Raw genomic sequence first — 18,684 nt, 5'->3', positions numbered from 1 at the left:
CCACACCCCTCAGAAGTATGCGTTCGCGGGCACCGGTGTGCCGTGCAGCAGGTTCTGGCCGATCACGCGGGCCTTGTAGTGCACCGGGTTGTGCAGGCTGATGGTCCGGACATTGCGCCAGTGCCGATCCAGGTTGCGGCTCCGGCTGGCGGCGCTGGCGCCGCCCAGGTCCAGCAGCTTGGTCGTGGCGTCGAGCGCGACGGCGTCGATATGCACCTTGGCCTTGGCGACCGCCAACTGTGCTTCCTCTGCCAGCTCCGCGTCGGGGATTCCCTCTCGCAGTGATGCGGTGGCGGCGCCGACGGCATCTGCCGCCGCAAGAACCACCGCCTCTGCGGCGAACGCGGTTGCGCTCAACTCACCGAGGGTGCGTTGCAGCAGTGGGTCGTCGACGGGGCGTTCAGTGAGAGCGTGGCTGAAATTACGTTGACGGGAGCGGAGCAGCGCCGCGCCGTCATCCACCACTGACCGCAGCACGCCGGCGACAATCGCCAGGATGTAGAGCTGCAGTGACGCATATTGCGTGGTGGGTACCGGGGATGCGTCATACGCTGTGTCGGAAAGGATTTCGTCGGTGTCGACGTCGACCTGGGTGAAGATGGTGGTGCCGGTACCGGTACGTCGCTGGCCGAAGCCGTCCCAATCGTCCACGAGTCGCACACCGTCGCGGTCACCGGGAACGATCACCGATGCGACCGAATCACGGTCGGTGGTGGCGGTGACCGTCAGGTAGTCCGCGAACAACGTCCCGGTGCTGTAGAACTTTTCACCGTTCAGGCGATACCCATTACCGACCGGCAGCAGACGGGTGTTGAACACCAGGCCGCCGACTGCCAATGTGCCCTTCTCGCTGAACGCGTTGGCGAAGAGGTTCCCCTCGTTCACCTTGGTCAGCCAAGCTGCCGAGGCGGCGTCAGGCAGCGTGCGCAGCCGCTCCTCGACGAACCAGAAGTGGGTACGGAAGATGTGCGCGACGATGGGGTCGGCCTGCGCGACATCGATGATGGCGGAAAAGAGTTGCCGCACAGAAAGTCCCGCGCCACCGAGTTCGGCCGGGATGCGCAGCCGCCCAAAGCCGGCCTCCTTCAGCAGGCGAACTTGGTCAAAGGGATTTTCGTCAGCCAGATCACGATCACGCGCCCCGTTCGCAACCTGGGCGAGTAGATTCCGGTAGGTCTCGGTGCCGGGCAGCGCGCGGATGTCGAGGACTGACGAGGCGGAAGTCATGCCTTCGTTGTACGCAGAGTGTCAATTGGCGGCATCGCTTTGAATCACCCAGAACCGAAGCGGCAATATAGGTCACGATGATTCGCACAGTTCTGTCATGGTTTCCGCAGTTCACGCTGCTATGCGCCTTCGCATTCGCCTGTCTGCTGTTGTTCACTCCCGGCGGTACCGTCCCGTCAGGTCCTCCCGGGGCCGACAAGGTGGTGCATTTCCTGATATTCGGGATGTTGGCGGTGTCCTCGCGTTTCGCGAGGATCGGTGAGAAACCCACGTTGGCATGGGTTCTGGCCTTCGCGGCATGCTCGGAGGTGATTCAAGCGTTGTGGATTCCGCACCGTGACGGCAGCCTGCTGGATCTGCTCGCCGATGCGGTCGGCCTGCTTACAGGGCTGCTGTTGTGGCGGAAGGTTCGCCCTGGTCCTCGGGGACGGCGGGCTCCGGAATGACGGTCTTGACGAGGCCGGTGTGAGCCAGACCGCTGGTGACCAGATCTAGCTGACGCAGCGCGCGATTCAGGGCGGCGGCAGCGTCCGCGTCGGTGGGGTGATCGGTGTCGACCAGCATGCCGATCGTGTTGAGGATCGAGCCGGCGATGAGTTCGGCCGCGATCTCGAGGTCCTCGGTGGTGTGGTGGTTCATTGCCGGGTTGCGTGCCAGCTCCACCACCACGTCGTTGGTGAGCATGCGCATTTCGTTGTTGATGGCACGCCGCACCGGAGCCGAGCCACCGTGACGTTCACGCACCAGAAACCGGAAGTTGTTCGCGTGCTCGCTCACGCGGTCGACCATGAGGCCGAGAATCTTGGCGGGGTTGTCACTGCCCGCCTCACGTCGGGCCGAACGAAAGGTGTCACGAAGCGCACGAACACTTTCCTCTGCCAGGACGGTGCCCAGATCCTCCATCGATTCGAAGTGTCGGTAGAAGGCGGTGGGAACCAAGTCCGCAGACCGGGCCACCTCGCGCAGGCTCAGGGCGGCGAAGCCACGGACCTTGAGTAGGTCGAAGGTTCCGTCGAGCAATGCGCGGCGGGTGTGCAGCTTCTTCTCGGCACGGCTATGGCGCATGACCATCAGTGTACGGTCGTGCTCTTATCGATCGACCTATTTTGCTCGATACCCTATTGACGGCCGGTATTGACAGGTTCATCTGTGGTGCGCACACTGAGTTCAGTGCACGATCGTTCACTATTTGGTTACTGAATCCGAAAGGACAGGGCAGCATGGTGGGACCTGTTGAGCGCAACGTCAACATCGTTCAGGAAGTCGTGGAGTCGGTCGGGTCTCGTGTCGGCCGGATTATTCGCATCATCACGCAGACCGTCGGGGAAGTTGGACACGAGCTGAGCGGCGTCGTGGCTGACGGATTTGAGATCGCGGAGGCCAATAAGAGGGCGCGGGCCGATCAGGAACGGTGGGACGCCAAAGACCTGACCGAGGATGAGGACGAGGTTGCTGGCTCGGCAGATGAGGACGATGACGATCTCGAAGACCACGCTGACCTTGAGGATGAGGCCGCCGATGACGGTGAGGTTGTGGCCACGGTGGAAGAGGTGACTTCCGAACTGGAAGGCGTAGCCCGCGAAGACGTGTCCGATCAGGAAAGGGTCTGATGTCGGCTCCAGCGTTGCAGCCCGAATCCCTTTCCGTGCCGACCGTCGCGGCGGCCGGCGGTTGTCCTGTCAATCACGACCTGCATCCCGGTGGGCCCACGTTCTTGCGGTGGCACCATACGAAGGTCGGTTATTTTAAGTCTTGGCGCATCGCGCTGGGCGCCGTGTGGTCGGTGTATCGGCACTCCATCTTCGAGTATGTCTCCGACATGCCAGGCCAAGACGACCTGTTGGTGGCGCGGGCTCCCATGCGCAAGCTCGTCGTCGTCCGCAACCCGGAAATGGCGCGGTATGTGTTGGTGGCCAACCAGGACAACTACATCAAGTGTGCCGAATATGATTTACTTGCAGTCGGTTTCGGCCGCGGTCTGGTCACCGATCTGAACGAAGCGCAGTGGAACCGGAACCGTCGGTTGGTCCAGCCGATCTTCGCTAAACGGCAGGTTGACCTGTTCGCGCCGCAGATGGCCGCGGCTAGCGCCCGGACCCTGGAACGCTGGGACAACCTATATGCCCAGGGCAAGCCGGTGGACATCACCGCCGAGATGAACTATCTGACCATGGATATCGTTGCGCAGACGATGTTCGGGATCGATCTCTCTGGCGATATGGCCGAGCGGATGCGGATCAGCTTCGCGCGGCTGCTCAAGCTCTTCGGTATTGGATTCATAGCGGGCGCGGCACCCCCGCTGCGTTGGATAGTCGACAAGCTCGCCACTCATGGGCCGGACGAATTATCTTCACACACACCGCGATTGGCGATTCGCGCGCTGCGCATCGGAGCCTCGGTGATCGCGCCGCGAACCATGCGTGGATTGCGGTGGATTGAGCACACCATCGATCAGCTTATCGCCGACCATCGAAGCGGGCGCATCACCCGGCAAGACAATCTGCTGGCGCTGCTGATGGCGGCCGAGGACCCGGAGACCGGTGCCAAATACACGGACCTGGAGATCCGCGACGAGCTGATGACGTTCCTGGGGGCAGGTTTCGAGACGACGGCCGCGGCGTTGGCGTGGACCTGGTACCTGTTGTCGCGCAACCCCGAGGCCCGCGTCACGCTGGGCGAAGAAGTCGACCGGGTGCTGCAGGGTCGTTTGCCAACCGCCGAGGATGTCGACAACTTGCCGTGGACCGCCGCAGTGGTCAACGAGGCGATGCGGGTGTGTCCGCCGATTATTGGCGTGGCGCGCACCGCGAAGGAGCGGGATGTGCTGGGGGACTACCCGATCGAGGCGGGAAGCACAGTGGCGATCGTCATCGACAGCATTCATCAGAATGAGCGAGTCTGGGAGAATGCCTCGAAGTTCGATCCCTCACGGTTCCTCAAGGAGAACCTGGAGCCGGAACAGCGTAAGGCGCACATGCCTTTCGGCGCCGGTAAGCGGATGTGCATTGCGTCGGGCTTCGCGAACCTGGAGGCCGTCATCGGAGTGGCGGCGCTGGCCCAGCAATATGAGTTGGACATGCTGCCGGGACAGAATCCGCGCCGCGAGGTGACGTTCACCGGCGGGCCCGAGGGTGAGATGCTCATGAAGCTGCGCCGCCGGCATCCGTGACACTGGTGGAGTGACGATCCTTACCGAGGCCCTGCGCGGCCAGTTGACGGCTCGGTGGCTGCAACCGCACCGGCGCCACCATAACCTCGTGCATCTGCGTGAAGTGCTGGATGCTGTTGACCTGCTCGCTGGTGACGGCATGGTCTTTGACAGGGAGCCCGTCGAATTGGCGGTGTGGTTCCACGATGCGGTGTACGAGATCGGGCATGGCGACAACGAGGTGCAGTCGGCCGCATTAGCGCAGGATCTGTTGCCTCCCAACGCCAGCCGGGAGGTTATCCGCCTGGTTCTGATCACCGAGACGCATCGCGTGGAACCAGGCGACGTCAACGGCGCCGTGCTGAGCGATGCCGATCTTTCGGTGCTTGGGTCCTCTGATGACCGCTACGCGCGGTACGCGGCGGCGGTACGCGAGGAGTACGAGGTGGTGCCGGACCATGTCTTCAATCGTGAGCGGGCGCGGATCCTGGGTGCGTTACTGGAACAGGATTCGATATTCCACACCGAGGCCGGCAGAGTGCGCTGGGAAGCCGCCGCGCGGAGCAATGTCGAGGCGGAGCTGCGCAGACTCACTGCGTGATGCCCGCGTGTCTCAGGTGCGCCGATATACCGTGGCGAGCCCGTTGTCCTTCGGGCATGAGGCGACGCCGCGTGAATGCCACTTCTCGTCGGGAGCGTTGGTGGTCTCAATGGTGAAGTGTCGCAATATGGTTCGCAACACAACGTCCATCTCCATGTTCGCGAACGCGGCCCCAACACAGCGTCGGGTACCGCCGCCATAGGGCACCCAGGAATTACCGGGTTTGGTGTCCGCGAAACGGTCGGGGTCGAAGCGCTCCGGATCAGGAAATGCGGTGGGATCGTCCTGCATGAGGCTGACGCTCACCAGGACCGTCCAGCCATGCGGGATGCGATAGTCCCCAATGTCCACATACGGCGCGAACACATGGCGGCCCGCGAAGTCGATGACCGGCCGGCTGCGCTGTACCTCCAGGATCGTCGCCTGCCGATACTCGTTGTGCTCGGTCTGTGCCTCCTCAACCAGACGCGTGAGTATGCGCGGGTGGCGGCTTATCCGCTCGAGCGCCCACGCCAGGGTAGTGGCCGTGGTCTCATGGCCGGCCGCCAACAGGGTGAGGAGTTCGTCGCCGACATCGCTGCGCGACATTGAGGTGCCGTCGTCGTAGGTCGAGCGCAGCAGTAGCGCGAGAATATCGGTGCGATCTTCGAAATCCGTTGCGGCAAGAGCCCTGTCGATAAGGACGTTGATGACCTTGTCGTAGTGCTTGCGTTTGGTCTCGAGCCGGCCCCACGGGCTGAACCGGCCATAGATGCGTTTGGGCTGCGGGAATCTGGTGACGGCCGAGGCGAGGACAACCCAGGGCGGAATGAGCTTCCGTAGTTGGTCGAGCTCGGCGCCGTCGGCGCCGAAGACCGCGCGCAGGATCGCGTTGAGCGTGATCCGCATCATCGGTTCCATGATTTCGAACTGTTGACCTTCGGGCCATGACGCGCACTCACGCAGCGTCTCTTCCTCGATGATCTGCTCGTACTGAACCATCGCCTTGCCGTGGAACTTTGGTGCGAGCAGCTTGCGGCGGTGCCGGTGTTCCTTGCGTTCGAGCCCGAACACCGAGCCGGACCCCAGTACCTGACTGAGATTCGGCTGGATGTTGCCCAGGGCCTCGGTGCTGGTGCTGAACACCTGACGCGCGAGGTCCGGGTCGCCAACGATCACGCTGCGCCCGTACTTGGGAATGTTGATCGTGTAGATCTTCCCGTACCGCTTGGCCAGCTGGCGGGTTGTCCAGCGGCGCGAGGCCACGAATGCGATGCCCTGAGCCAGCTTGGGGAATGGCACCGTTGGCGGCGGGCTTGGCTCGGACGCAGCCGTTTCCCGGTCGATGGTTGAGGCCTCGGTCACGTCACCCTCCACGGCGTTGTGGTGTTAGTAGACATGTGTCTGATAAAGGATCGTACATCTGTCATGTCGGTCACACCAGGGGGAACTGAGGCCGATTTCTGCGGCGGGTCGACTTGACAGGGGTACCTCTGGCACCATGTACCTCATCTGGCTCAGAAGTCACTGTGGTTTGGAGGACGCATTGATGACTCGATGGACAACCGCGATCGTTGTCGCCGTTGTCTTCGCGTTTGGTGTCCCGGTGTTGGGTACCTCTGGGACCGCGAGCGCCGAACCCATGGCGGCGGGCAAGGATTTCTCGAAACCGGCCGTCGTCATTCTGGGCTACGGACTCAAGCCCGACGGCTCGATGCGGGACAAGCTCTATCAGCGAGTGGCAACCGGCAGAACGATCGCCAACATGTTCCCGAATTCGTTCATCATCGTGACCGGAGGCAATCCGCAGAACGGCGTGTCGGAGGCCGAGCAGATGCGCAACATGCTTGTCGGCCTTGGCTATCCGTCCGACCGGATCGTCGTGGAGCCCCGGGCCAACAGCACGGTGCAGAATGCGCAGTTCTCGGTGCCGCTGGCCAAGCGGGCGGGTGCATCCGGAATCATCCTGGTGACGAACTCGACCCACCAGCAGCGCGCTGACCGGAACTTCACCGACGCGGGTGGCAACGTGCTGGCCACCGCGAGTTTCCCCGACGGGGATGCGCCCACCAATATCGGTCAGTTCATGCGCGACATCATCAGCCCGTTCCGGTAACACGGAAGCGCTACTCTTCACAGAGCAACCGCCCGTCGGGAATGAACCCGCCGGGATCGTTGGTTTACCGATCGTGGCGCTCACCGGTGTGCGCATTCTTCGCATACCGCCCTGGAGCCCATTGATGACTGCCCTTGTCGAAACACCCACGCAGCCCGTGCTGCCGGTGTCGCCGCGAGTCCGGCGAGCCGCCATCTTCGCGCTCGCCATCGGTGGATTCGGAATCGGGACAACCGAATTCGTGGCGATGGGCCTACTCCCCAATATCGCGCATGGCTTCGGTGTCACCGAACCCGAGGCCGGGCACGTCATCAGCGCCTACGCGCTCGGCGTCGTGGTCGGCGCTCCGATCATCGCGGCGCTTACCGCCCGCGCCGCGCGTCGGACGCTGCTCATTGCCCTCATGATCGCGTTCACCATCGGCAATGCCGCCACCATGTTCGCGCCCGGTTATGCGGCGCTCATCGTCTCCAGGTTCGTTTCCGGCCTGCCGCACGGTGCCTACTTCGGTATCGCGGCCTTGGTGGCGGCACACCTGGCGGGTCCCGGCGGACGTGCCAAGGCAGTGGGGCAGACCATGCTCGGTCTGTCAGTGGCCAATGTGGTGGGGGTTCCCGCCGCGACCTGGCTGGGCAACACGGTGGGCTGGCGTGCGGCCTTCGCTGTCGTCGCGGTCATCGGTGTGGTCACTATCGTGGCGTTGCTGCGGTTCCTGCCTGGGCTGACGGACATGACCATCACGAACCCGCTCACCGAGCTCGGGGCACTGCGCCGCGCACAGGTGTGGTTCACCCTGCTGATCGGAATCGTGGGCTTCGGCGGCATGTTCGCCTTCTACACCTACATCAGCACCACGCTCACGAGCGTCTCCGGGCTGCCGAAGGCCGTCGTCCCGCTCGCGCTGGCCCTCTATGGCATCGGCATGGTGACCGGAAACGTGCTGGGCGGCTGGATGGCCGACCGCAGTGTGGTCAGGGCGATCACCGTCGGTCTGGTGCTGGTTGCGGTGATGCTCGTGATTTTCGTGGCTGTATCCGGAAATCCTTGGGCGGCATTGGTGCTGGTGTTCGCGGTAGGAGTATCCGGGACGTCCCTGGTGCCCGCGTTGCAGACGCGCCTCATGGACGTCGGCGAGGATGCACAGACACTGGCCGCTGCGCTCAATCACTCGGCGCTCAACATCGCCAACGCGGGCGGTGCCTGGCTCGGTGGGCTGGTTATCACCGCGGGGTACGGCTACCGGGCCCCCTCGCTCGTCGGGGCGGCGCTTGCCGTGGCAGGTCTCGGGGTGTTGGCGCTCTCGCTGCTGTACGCGCGGTGGAGGTCCGAGCCGCTGCCTGCGGCTGACTAGATCTGCGGCAGGCCGTTGGACCCGATTGTCGGTGGCGGCATGAAACAGGGCGGGACACCGGGTGCATAGGGAGGAACGCACGGCTGCGGGAAACACTGCTGCCCGTTCCAACCCGAGGGCTGGTTGAACGGGCAGACCGGAATCGGGTCGGCATAGGCGGCCGGTGCGCACAGCATCAATACCGCACCGATCACACCGATTACCGCTGCCTTGGACACGAGTTCCATTGTATTGGAATAGCCTTTCGCTATGGCTGTCGTAGGCGAAGCAAGACCGGTGGGCAAGGAGTCGCTCTGGGCCAGGTGGCGGGGGCGCCTGATAGCGGTTGTTGCGCTGCTGCTGGCCCTTCTGGCCGTGTACTTCGCGTTGTCGGCCTTCATCCCACGCTGGTGGGCACAGCGCATCGCCGGCATGTCGGGCCACGGCAGCTTCACCCAGGGGATTTGGAGTGGGTTGGTTCTCGGTCTGGTGTGCACGGGGGTGCCATTGCTGCTCCTGCTCTCCGCGGCGCTTCTATGGCAACGTCGTGGCGGCAAGTTCATGGCCGGGGTGCTCGCGTTGCTCTCGTTGATCCTCGCCTTGCCCAACCTCATGACGCTGACCATCGTGCTCGGAACCAGCAATTCCGCACATGCCGGTGAGCGTGTGCTTGATGTCGAGGCACCGGGGTTTCGGGGGGCGACGGTGATAGGCGCGATCATCGCGTTGGTGATCGTCCTGGTCGTTTCGTTCTTCACGGTGCGTAAGAGGTATCGCCGGGTGAAGACCGAGAAGCAGCAGGCCCGCGAGGCCGCCGCGGCGGAAAGGCCCGCGGCCGAGTAAATGTGTGTGCCCTCGGCAGGAATCGAACCTGCGGCCTTCTGCTCCGGAGGCAGACGCTCTATCCCCTGAGCTACGAGGGCATCAAGGCCCTGACAGCCTAGCGCATCCTGATCGCGGCCCCGGACACCGTTTCGGTCGCGGATAAAGGATTCGGGGCCTGGATACCCCAGCCCATAAGATGATCGCCGTGACTCCCGACGACCTCGCCGACCTGCTACGTTCCACCGCCACCACGGTGCTGGACGAGCGTGGCCTGGACACGTCGGCGCTACCGGCCGTCGTTACTGTCGAGCGGCCCCGTAACCCCGAGCACGGCGACTACGCCACCAACGTGGCCTTGCAGGTCGCCAAGAAGGTGGGTGTCGCCCCGCGCGACCTGGCCGGCTGGCTCGTCGATGCCCTGACCTCCAATGAGGCGATCGCTGCCGCCGAGATCGCGGGACCCGGGTTTGTGAACCTGCGGATCGCCGCCGAGGCGCAAGGCACCGTCGTCACGAACGTCCTGAATGCGGGGGAGGCATACGGCAACTCCGACTCGCAGGCTACGCACACCGTCAACCTGGAGTTCGTTTCGGCCAACCCGACGGGGCCGATCCACATCGGCGGTACCCGCTGGGCGGCGGTCGGTGATGCACTGGGTCGCCTACTGACCCGCCAGGGCGCCAAGGTCACCCGCGAGTACTACTTCAATGACCATGGTGCGCAGATCGACCGATTCGTCCGATCGCTGATCGCGGCTGCCGAGGGCAAAGAAGCCCCGGAGGACGGCTACGCGGGTGATTACATCGCCGATATCGCCAAGCAGGTCCTCACTAAGCGTCCCGACGCGCTGTCGCTGCCCGAAGACGAGAAGGCCGAGGCGTTCCGTGCAGTAGGTGTGGACCTGATGTTCACCCACATCAAGGAGTCGCTGCACGAATTCGGCACGGAATTCGACGTTTTCACCCACGAGGACTCGATGCATACCTCGGGCCGCGTGCAGGAGGCCATCGCGCAGCTGCGTAAGACCGGCAACATCTACGAAAAGGACGGCGCGTCCTGGCTGCGTGCGAGCAACTTCGGCGATGACAAGGACCGCGTCGTCATCAAGAGCGACGGTAACCCCGCCTACATCGCCGGTGACATCGCCTATTACCTCGACAAGCGTGAGCGCGGCTTCGACCTGTGCATCTACATGCTCGGCGCCGACCACCATGGCTACATCGCACGGCTGAAAGCCGTTGCGGCGGCACTGGGTTACGACGCCGACAGTGTCGAGGTGCTCATCGGCCAAATGGTCAACCTGGTGCGCGACGGCCAGCCCGTCCGAATGTCCAAGCGCGCAGGCACCGTCATCACCCTCGACGACCTGGTGGATGCCATCGGGGTCGACGCCGCTCGCTACGCCTTGATTCGGTCCTCGGTGGACACCTCGATCGATATCGACCTGGAACTCTGGGCCTCCGCGTCGAGCGAGAATCCGGTCTACTACGTGCAATACGCACACGCACGGCTCTGCGCGCTGGCGCGCAACGCCGCCGATCTGGGCCTGCAGCACTCGACCGATCATCTTGAACTGCTCACCCACGAGAAGGAAGGTGCGCTGATCCGGGGACTCGGCGAGTTCGGTCGGATTCTGGAGAGCGCCGCGGTACTGCGCGAGCCGCACCGGGTCGCAAGGTATCTGGAAGACATCGCCGGTGATTACCACCGGTTCTACGATTCGTGTCGAGTGCTCCCGCAGGGTGATGAAACGCCGGGAGACCTGCACGCGGCACGGCTTGCGCTGTGCCTGGCCACCCGTCAAGTCATCGCCAACGGCCTGGACATTCTCGGCGTGAGCGCACCGGAGCGGATGTGAGCGCACACCCGGCAGGCCCCCGCCACGCAGAAGGGGAACAGCACACCGTCATGACCGCATCTCCAGAAAACCCGACTCTTTTGGCGCCGAATGTATGGCCCCGTAATGCCACCCGCGGCGCGAATGGTGAGGTGTCACTCGCAGGCCTGACCGTCTCCGAACTCGCCGAGGAGTACGGAACTCCGCTGTTCGTCATCGACGAGGACGACTTCCGCTCGCGTTGCCGGGATATGGCCGCGGCGTTCGGCGGTGCCGCGCGCGTGCACTATGCCTCGAAGGCATTCCTGTGCACGGAGATCGCGCGCTGGATCGCCGGCGAGGGTCTGGGTCTTGATGTCTGCTCGGCGGGAGAGTTGGCCGTCGCGCTACGGGCCGATTTCCCTCCGGAGCGAATCGCGCTGCACGGCAACAATAAATCCGAGGCGGAGCTCGCGCAGGCGGTACAGGCAGGTGTCGGACACGTCGTCGTCGATTCGATGATCGAGATCGACCGGTTGGATCTGATCGCGGGCAACGCCGGTGTGGTGCAAGACGTTCTGGTGCGCGTCACCGTCGGTGTCGAGGCGCACACCCATGAGTTCATCTCCACCGCTCACGAGGACCAGAAGTTCGGGTTGTCCCTCGCGGGTGGCCAGGCGCTCGAGGCAGTGCGTCGCGTCTTCGCCACCGACAACCTGCGACTCGTCGGGCTGCACAGCCACATCGGCTCGCAGATCTTCGATGTCGACGGGTTCGAGGTTGCCGCGCACCGGGTCATCGGACTGCTGCGTGATGTGGTCGCCGAGTTCGGTACCGAGAAGACCGCGCAGCTCAACATCATCGATCTCGGTGGCGGCCTCGGCATCAGCTATGTGCCCTCCGACGATCCGCCCCCCATCGAGGATCTGGCCGCCAAGCTCGACGTCATTGTGCGCACCGAGTCGGCCCTGGTCGGTCTGCCCGAGCCGCGTTTGGTGATCGAGCCGGGCCGTGCCATTGCCGGCCCCGGCACCGTCACGCTGTACCGGGTGGGGACCACCAAGGATGTGATTCTCTCGAACGGCCAGCGCCGATACGTGAGTGTCGACGGCGGGATGAGCGACAACATCCGCACCTCGCTGTATCAGGCCGAGTACCACCCCCAGCTGGTGTCCCGCGATAGCGATGTCGCTCCGGTGTTATCCCGGGTGGTCGGAAAGCACTGCGAAAGCGGCGATATCGTGGTCCGGGACGCGTGGCTTCCCGAGGACGTGGCCCCCGGCGACCTGCTGGCGGTTGCCGCGACCGGTGCGTACTGCTATTCGATGTCCAGCCGGTACAACCTGCTGACCCGTCCGGCGGTCATCGCCGTCAAGGACGGTAAGGCGCGACTGATCCTGCGGCGCGAAACCGTCGAGGATTTGGTGAGTTTGGAGGTAAGTGAATGAGCGAACTCGGTAGGCCAATAGGTGTAGCGATCCTGGGCCTGGGCAATGTCGGTAGCGAGGTAGCCCGCATCATCGAAAGCAGCGCAAGCGATCTCGCTGCCCGCATCGGTGCCCCGTTGGAGATTCGAGGTATCGGAGTGCGCCGCGTTGCCGCAGACCGTGGCGTGCCCGTCGACCTCCTCACCGACGATATCGACGCGCTGGTGGCACGCGATGACGTCGATATCGTGGTCGAGCTCATGGGTCCGGTGGAGCCCGCGCGGCGGGGCATCCTGGGTGCGCTCAACGCCGGCAAGTCGGTGGTCACTGCCAACAAGGCGCTGCTGGCGCAATCCGCCGGAGAGCTCGCGGAAGCTGCCGAGAAGGCAAGGGTTGATCTCTATTTCGAGGCGGCTGTGGCCGGTGCCATTCCGGTTATCCGTCCGCTGACTCAGTCGCTGGCCGGTGACTCAGTGATCCGGGTATCCGGAATCGTCAACGGCACCACCAACTACATCCTGTCCGCCATGGATAACACGGGTGCCGGCTACGCCAACGCCCTCGCCGAGGCCGGGGAGCTCGGATACGCCGAGGCCGACCCGACCGCCGATGTCGAGGGCTACGACGCCGCCGCCAAGGCAGCGATTCTTGCATCCATCGCCTTCCACACTCGGGTCAGTGCCGACGATGTGTACCGCGAGGGCATCACCAAGATCACCGCTGACGACTTCGACTCCGCGCGGGCGCTGCAGTGCACCATCAAGCTGCTGTCCATCTGCGAACGAATCACCGACGAGGAAGGACGCCAACGGGTTTCAGCCCGCGTGTACCCCTCGCTGGTGCCGCTCACTCATCCGCTGGCAAGCGTTAACGGCGCGTTCAACGCCGTCTTCGTCGAGGCAGAGGCCGCCGGCCAGCTCATGTTCTATGGCCAGGGTGCAGGCGGGGCACCCACCGCCTCCGCGGTGCTGGGTGATTTGGTGATGGCCGCACGCAACCGGGTGCAGGGCGGACGCGGTCCCCGCTCGTCCCGCTACGCGCAGCTGCCCATCGCGCCGATCGGTCTCATCCCGACGCGGTACTACGTGCGTATGCGGGTCGCCGACAGGCCCGGCGTGCTGGCCACCGTGGCCGCTGAGTTCTCAAAGCGCGAGGTCAGCATCGCGACCGTCCGACAGGAGGGCGAGGTCGACGAGACGGGCGCCCGGCTGGTGGTGCTCACGCATAAGGCGACCGACGCTGCGCTATCGGAAACCGTTGCCGCACTTGCCGATCTCGATGTGGTGCTGGGTGTCGCGAGCGTCATCCGGCTGGAAGGAACACAAGAGTGACCGTTCACACGCCTTGGCCCGGCCTCATCGCCGCTTACCGAGACCGACTCCCGATCGGTGAGAACTGGGAGCCGGTCACCCTGCGCGAGGGCGGCACCCCGTTGCTGCCCGCGGCGCGGCTCTCCGAGCTCACCGGTTGCACGGTGCATTTGAAGGTTGAAGGCCTCAACCCCACCGGATCGTTCAAGGACCGCGGTATGACGATGGCCGTGACCGATGCGTTGGCCCGCGGCCAGCGCGCGGTGCTGTGCGCCTCGACCGGAAACACTTCGGCTTCCGCCGCTGCCTATGCCGCGAAGGCCGGTATCACCTGCGCGGTGTTGATCCCGCAGGGCAAGATCGCGATGGGCAAGCTCGCCCAGGCCGTTATCCACGGCGCTCGGATCATTCAGGTGGATGGCAACTTTGACGACTGCCTGGAGCTGGCGCGCAAGACCACATCGGACTACCCGACCATTGCGCTCGTCAACTCCGTCAACCCGGTGCGCATCGAAGGTCAGAAGACCGCCGCTTTCGAGATCATGGATGCACTCGGCACTGCGCCCGATATCCATGCGCTGCCCGTGGGCAACGCGGGGAACATCACGGCCTATTGGCGTGGCTACAACGAGTATTACCGTGACGGCCTGTCGGACCGGCTGCCCAAGATGCTGGGTGTTCAAGCCGCTGGTGCAGCGCCGCTGGTGAACGGGGCGCCGGTGGCGAATCCGGAGACCATCGCCACCGCCATCCGGATCGGGTCCCCGGCGTCGTGGTCGGGTGCGGTTGCCGCACAACAGGAGTCGGGTGGCAAGTTCCTCGCCGTCACCGATGAGGAGATTCTCAACGCCTACCGCCTGGTCGCCTCCAGCGAGGGTGTGTTCGTGGAGCCTGCGTCGGCGGCCAGCATTGCGGGCCTGCTGAAATCGGTTGCCGACGGGTGGGTTCCGAAGGGCTCCACCGTGGTCTGCACCGTGACCGGTAACGGCTTGAAGGATCCGGATAACGCACTGAGCGGAATGCCCGAGGTGACCCCCATTCCGGTGGAGGCGAGCGCGGTCGCCGAGGCACTGGAACTCGCGTGAGTGGGATGAGCCTCTCGGGCGAGGGCCATCACGTTCAGCTTCTCCCCGTCGGCCTGTCCACCTCCGTGGTGGTGCCCGCGTCGAGCGCGAACCTGGGCCCTGGCTTCGACAGCCTCGGCATCGCTCTGTCCCTGTATGACGAGATCGAGGTCAACACAATCGCATCCGGTCTCAAGGTGGCCGTTGAAGGTGAGGGTGCGGGTGAGGTTCCGCTTGATGGCAGTCACCTCGTCGTGCGGGCCATCGAACGCGGGCTTGCCACCGGCGGGGTCGCCGCCCCGGGTCTGATCGTTCAGTGCCACAACAAAATTCCGCATTCGCGTGGGCTGGGTTCTTCGGCCGCCGCGGCGGTGGCGGGTCTTGGGGTCGCGAACGGATTACTCGCCAAGGCGGGGCGTCCGGTGCTCTCCGACGACATGCTGGTGCAGCTGGCCTCGGAGTTCGAGGGGCATCCCGATAACGCGGCGGCCAGTGTGCTCGGGGGAGCGGTGGTGGCCTGGATGAGCCGCTCGCGCGAAGATAATCAAGTCTGGATGAGCCGCTCGCGCGAAGATGGACAACCGTTATCGGAGACCGCGGGCGTGACCACCGCCTATGCGGCGGTTCGTCTCGATGTGCACCCGGATATCAGGATTGTTGCCGCCATCCCGGAGGAACAGTCTTCTACTGCGCACACTCGGGTGTTGCTACCGGAATCTGTCACCCATGTAGACGCAAGATTCAATATTAGCCGAGCGGCATTGCTCACTCTCGCGCTGACGTCGCGGCCGGATCTGCTGATGATCGCCACCGAGGATCGTCTCCATCAGCCGCAGCGCGCACCCGCTATGCCGGCGTCCGCGGAGGTTCTCGGGTACCTGCGCAGCCAAGGGATTGCGGCGGTCCTTTCCGGTGCTGGACCTGCGGTGTTGGCGCTGACCACCGGCGAGCTTCCCGACTCGGCAGTGAAATACGCTGAAGATCAAGGATTCTCAGTCGTGGCGATGTCCGTGTCGGAGGGTGTGTCGGTTCGATAATCGACGTTATGGCTGGTGAGCGGGGGACTCGCCGGGGGGCGCTGGTTGCTTGATGCTCACCTGAGGGTTATCCTCGGTATCAGTCCCAGCAATTGCAGCTTCTGCGCACCTGCGCCGAGAACGAGGACGATCACAAATTCTTCCTAATGTTTCAGTCGTCGCCGACAGGCGGCGATATTGGGCAAGGTCAATGGTCAGCTGCCATTTCTCAGGACCTCGCGCGGCCCTATCTGTGTGGGCCCGCAGCATGAACTTCGCGGCCAGCAACCTGTCTGGCCGAAGTGAGACCCCTCGCCCCATGTTTGGCGGGGGAAGGAAAGGAAATCCGTGACCGATACGGACCTCATCGCGACCGAAGCCGCCCCGGAGACCCCGGCGGCGCCCACCACAGCTTCCTCTGATCGCGCCGGCAAGGAGCGCCGAGGGGACGAGCTGGGTGCACTGTCGACGATGGTGTTGCCGGAGCTGCGCGCCCTGGCTGGCCAGGTAGGCGTCAAGGGCACCTCCGGAATGCGTAAGGGCGACTTGATTGCCGCCATTCGTGAGCATCAGGGCGCGCTCGGCGCACCGAAGAACAACCAGGCGGCTACGCGGACTCAGCAGCCCCAGGCTTCCTCTGCCCCAGCCGAGCCCGCGCAGAAGGAGTCGGCTCAGCCCGAGCCGACCCAGACGGCGCTGGATCTGCCGTCCGAGACGCCGAAGTCCGCCCCGGAGACCAACTCCGCCCAGGACGCTGAGGGCGCTGAGGGTAAAGACGCCGATAAGGCCGGCGCGCCCCGCGAGGGCCGCGGCGAGCGGCGTCGCAACCAGAATCAGAATCAGAACGCCGAGGGCGAGCGCAAGCAGCAGGATGGCGGTCGCGAAAACAGCGGAAACTCGAACAACTCCGCCCGCGACGGCGGCCAGGACGGCCAGAACCAGGACAACAACCAGAACCGTGGCGACGATGGCGATGGCCGTGGCCGTCGCGGCCGTCGCACTCGGGAACGGCGCCGCGGTCGTGACCGCAATGGCAACGAAAGCGGTGGCGGCGAGACCGAGCAGCTGCGCGAGGACGATGTCGTCCAGCCCGTAGCCGGCATTCTCGATGTGCTCGACAACTACGCCTTCGTGCGGACGTCCGGCTACCTTGCGGGCCCGAACGACGTGTATGTCTCGATGAACCTCGTGCGCAAGAACGGGTTGCGTCGTGGTGACGCGATTACCGGCGCCGTGCGGGTGCCGCGGGATTCGGACGCGTCCAAAGAAAATCAGCGGCAGAAGTTCAACCCGCTGGTGCGTCTCGACACCGTCAACGGCGGCCCGGTCGAGGACGCCAGGAATCGCCCCGACTTCAACAAGCTGACCCCGCTGTACCCGAATCAGCGGCTGCGGTTGGAAACCACCACCGAGAAGCTGACCACTCGGGTAATCGACTTGATCATGCCGATTGGTAAGGGCCAGCGCGCGCTGATCGTGTCCCCGCCCAAGGCCGGTAAGACCACGATCATGCAGAACATCGCCAATGCGATCTCGGCCAACAATCCCGAGTGCCATCTGATGGTGGTGCTGGTCGACGAACGGCCTGAAGAGGTCACCGATATGCAGCGTTCGGTGAAGGGTGAGGTCATTGCCTCGACCTTCGATCGCCCGCCGTCAGATCACACTCAGGCCGCGGAGTTGGCGATCGAGCGCGCCAAGCGTCTGGTCGAGCAGGGCAAGGACGTGGTGGTGCTGCTGGACTCGATCACCCGCCTGGGCCGTGCGTACAACAACGCCTCGCCCGCCTCGGGTCGCATCCTCTCCGGTGGTGTCGACTCGACCGCGCTGTACCCGCCCAAACGATTCCTGGGCGCGGCGCGCAATATCGAGTTCGGCGGCTCGCTGACGATCATCGCCACGGCCATGGTCGAGACCGGCTCCACCGGTGACACCGTCATCTTCGAGGAGTTCAAGGGCACCGGTAACGCCGAGCTCAAGCTCGACCGCAAGATCTCCGAGCGTCGGGTGTTCCCGGCTGTCGACGTCAACCCGTCGGGTACCCGTAAGGACGAGCTGCTGATGAGCGGCGACGAGTTCGCGATTGTGCACAAGCTGCGCCGCGTGCTGTCGGGCTTGGATTCGCATCAGGCCATCGACCTGCTGATGAGCCAGCTGCGCAAGACCAAGACCAACTACGAGTTCCTGGTCTCGGTCTCGAAGAACACTCCGGGCAGCAACGGCGCCGACGAGCCGCAGTACAGCTAGAGCGTGTCCACGGCCGTCACGCAGTAGGTGCGGGGCGGCTGTGGGTAGGCGATCGGCGTCGTGTCGTCCGGGCATGGCGCACCGTCGGTTTCGGTCCGACTCTGCACCCGGAACGGGTTTGATGAAGCCAGGCCACTGCAGCTGTTGTTGAGCTTGGTGATCTTGGTGAGCAGTTCTTCTTCGTAACAATGTCCGGGCGTGAGGTTCTCGACCAGACACAGCTTGCCGGCGCTCTTTGAGCCCACCTCATAGCTGTACTCGACGTAGTTCTCGTTGGGGCACTTCGCATTCGCATCGATACGGCTTGCCACGGTGTAGCTGGGATCGCGATCACAGGGTGTGTCGGCGGCGTCAACGCTGCCGATCCCCGTGCCCGATTTGGTCAGCACCACACACTGGCCCACGGTGTACTTGTCCAACTCCTTGCGTGCCGCGGACTCGGTGTTCTTTTCGCTCATCCAATGCCGCACGAAGATCGCGATGACACCCACCACGAGTGCGAGTGCGATCCGCATCAGGAATCCACGCCACCAGGGTTTGCGCGCGTCTGCCATTTTGCCCCCGTTGTGATCCAGTTT

The 18,684-nt window shown here is 64.2% G+C and carries 18 protein-coding genes and 1 tRNA gene; 13 read left to right on the top strand and 6 right to left on the bottom strand.

Annotated features, from left to right (window positions below; translation table 11 throughout):
- Positions 1-9 precede the first annotated feature (9 nt).
- The gene (locus tag AB0H22_RS10505) at positions 10-1,227 is read right to left on the bottom strand and encodes an acyl-CoA dehydrogenase family protein (RefSeq protein ID WP_358146564.1); all 1,218 of its coding nucleotides are present in this window, start codon (positions 1,225-1,227) and stop codon (positions 10-12) included.
- A 77-nt stretch (positions 1,228-1,304) separates the two neighbouring features.
- On the opposite strand from AB0H22_RS10505, the gene AB0H22_RS10500 reads away from it, so the two are divergent.
- Positions 1,305-1,673, top strand: a complete 369-nt coding sequence (locus AB0H22_RS10500) for a VanZ family protein (protein WP_358146563.1) — start codon at positions 1,305-1,307, stop codon at positions 1,671-1,673.
- Here AB0H22_RS10500 and AB0H22_RS10495 read toward each other — a convergent pair.
- Positions 1,609-2,292: a TetR family transcriptional regulator gene (locus AB0H22_RS10495; RefSeq protein ID WP_358146562.1), complete on the bottom strand. Its 684-nt coding sequence runs from the start codon at positions 2,290-2,292 to the stop codon at positions 1,609-1,611. The two genes, AB0H22_RS10500 and AB0H22_RS10495, sit on opposite strands and share 65 nt — an antisense overlap.
- 155 nt (positions 2,293-2,447) lie before the next feature.
- Between AB0H22_RS10495 and AB0H22_RS10490 the strand changes: the two genes are divergently transcribed.
- From AB0H22_RS10490 to AB0H22_RS10480, 3 genes are read left to right on the top strand one after another with little or no spacing between them, the layout of a single operon-like run.
- Positions 2,448-2,837: a hypothetical protein gene (locus AB0H22_RS10490; protein WP_358146561.1), complete on the top strand. Its 390-nt coding sequence runs from the start codon at positions 2,448-2,450 to the stop codon at positions 2,835-2,837.
- The gene (locus tag AB0H22_RS10485) at positions 2,837-4,396 is read left to right on the top strand and encodes a cytochrome P450 (protein ID WP_358146560.1); all 1,560 of its coding nucleotides are present in this window, start codon (positions 2,837-2,839) and stop codon (positions 4,394-4,396) included. The genes AB0H22_RS10490 and AB0H22_RS10485 overlap by 1 nt, the downstream gene beginning before the upstream one ends.
- Positions 4,397-4,406: 10 nt before the next feature.
- Complete coding sequence (locus tag AB0H22_RS10480) at positions 4,407-4,976, top strand: hypothetical protein (protein ID WP_180752217.1); 570 nt, start codon at positions 4,407-4,409, stop codon at positions 4,974-4,976.
- 12 nt (positions 4,977-4,988) lie between these two features.
- Here AB0H22_RS10480 and AB0H22_RS10475 read toward each other — a convergent pair whose 3' ends face one another.
- Positions 4,989-6,332: a cytochrome P450 gene (locus tag AB0H22_RS10475; RefSeq protein ID WP_358146559.1), complete on the bottom strand. Its 1,344-nt coding sequence runs from the start codon at positions 6,330-6,332 to the stop codon at positions 4,989-4,991.
- Between the two features lie 157 nt (positions 6,333-6,489).
- Here AB0H22_RS10475 and AB0H22_RS10470 point away from each other — a divergent pair, with 157 nt between their 5' ends.
- Together AB0H22_RS10470 and AB0H22_RS10465 are read left to right on the top strand one after the other, a co-directional pair.
- Positions 6,490-7,071, top strand: a complete 582-nt coding sequence (locus AB0H22_RS10470) for a YdcF family protein (RefSeq protein WP_358146713.1) — start codon at positions 6,490-6,492, stop codon at positions 7,069-7,071.
- Positions 7,072-7,195: 124 nt separating this feature from the next.
- A complete protein-coding gene (locus AB0H22_RS10465) occupies positions 7,196-8,422 on the top strand; it encodes an MFS transporter (RefSeq protein ID WP_180752219.1) in 1,227 nt (408 codons plus the stop codon).
- Here AB0H22_RS10465 and AB0H22_RS10460 read toward each other — a convergent pair.
- Positions 8,419-8,640, bottom strand: a complete 222-nt coding sequence (locus AB0H22_RS10460; protein WP_180752220.1) for a hypothetical protein — start codon at positions 8,638-8,640, stop codon at positions 8,419-8,421. The genes AB0H22_RS10465 and AB0H22_RS10460 overlap by 4 nt on opposite strands.
- A gap of 31 nt (positions 8,641-8,671) precedes the next feature.
- On the opposite strand from AB0H22_RS10460, the gene AB0H22_RS10455 reads away from it, so the two are divergent.
- A complete protein-coding gene (locus AB0H22_RS10455) occupies positions 8,672-9,244 on the top strand; it encodes a permease (RefSeq protein WP_358146558.1) in 573 nt (190 codons plus the stop codon).
- Between the two features lie 7 nt (positions 9,245-9,251).
- On the opposite strand, the gene AB0H22_RS10450 is transcribed toward AB0H22_RS10455, so the two are convergent.
- Positions 9,252-9,324: transfer RNA gene (locus AB0H22_RS10450), tRNA-Arg, on the bottom strand.
- 107 nt (positions 9,325-9,431) lie between these two features.
- Between AB0H22_RS10450 and argS the strand changes: the two genes are divergently transcribed.
- The 6 genes from argS (at position 9,432) to rho (ending at position 18,106) form a co-directional block, all read left to right on the top strand.
- On the top strand, positions 9,432-11,084 hold the full coding sequence (argS, locus tag AB0H22_RS10445) for an arginine--tRNA ligase (protein WP_180752222.1): 1,653 nt from the start codon (positions 9,432-9,434) through the stop codon (positions 11,082-11,084).
- A 50-nt stretch (positions 11,085-11,134) separates the two neighbouring features.
- Positions 11,135-12,490, top strand: coding sequence for a diaminopimelate decarboxylase (gene lysA / locus AB0H22_RS10440; protein ID WP_219603492.1), 1,356 nt, complete (start codon positions 11,135-11,137; stop codon positions 12,488-12,490).
- The gene (locus tag AB0H22_RS10435; protein ID WP_180752224.1) at positions 12,487-13,800 is read left to right on the top strand and encodes a homoserine dehydrogenase; all 1,314 of its coding nucleotides are present in this window, start codon (positions 12,487-12,489) and stop codon (positions 13,798-13,800) included. Before lysA ends, AB0H22_RS10435 begins: the two co-directional genes overlap by 4 nt.
- A complete protein-coding gene (gene thrC, locus AB0H22_RS10430; RefSeq protein WP_180752225.1) occupies positions 13,797-14,864 on the top strand; it encodes a threonine synthase in 1,068 nt (355 codons plus the stop codon). The genes AB0H22_RS10435 and thrC overlap by 4 nt, the downstream gene beginning before the upstream one ends.
- A 5-nt stretch (positions 14,865-14,869) precedes the next feature.
- Positions 14,870-15,880 carry a homoserine kinase gene (gene thrB / locus AB0H22_RS10425; RefSeq protein ID WP_358146712.1) on the top strand — a complete coding sequence of 337 codons (1,011 nt, stop codon included), beginning with the start codon at positions 14,870-14,872 and terminating at the stop codon, positions 15,878-15,880.
- Positions 15,881-16,207: 327 nt separating this feature from the next.
- Positions 16,208-18,106, top strand: a complete 1,899-nt coding sequence (gene rho, locus AB0H22_RS10420) for a transcription termination factor Rho (RefSeq protein WP_180752226.1) — start codon at positions 16,208-16,210, stop codon at positions 18,104-18,106.
- Here the strand turns inward: rho and AB0H22_RS10415 are convergent.
- The gene (locus AB0H22_RS10415; protein WP_358146557.1) at positions 18,103-18,660 is read right to left on the bottom strand and encodes a hypothetical protein; all 558 of its coding nucleotides are present in this window, start codon (positions 18,658-18,660) and stop codon (positions 18,103-18,105) included. The genes rho and AB0H22_RS10415 overlap by 4 nt on opposite strands.
- Between the last annotated feature and the right edge of the window lie 24 nt (positions 18,661-18,684).

The organism is Mycobacterium sp. NPDC050853 (assembly GCF_040653875.1).
In the GTDB taxonomy this organism is placed as follows: Bacteria; Actinomycetota; Actinomycetes; order Mycobacteriales; family Mycobacteriaceae; genus Mycobacterium.
This window is presented reverse-complemented; position numbering and strand designations above follow the sequence as displayed.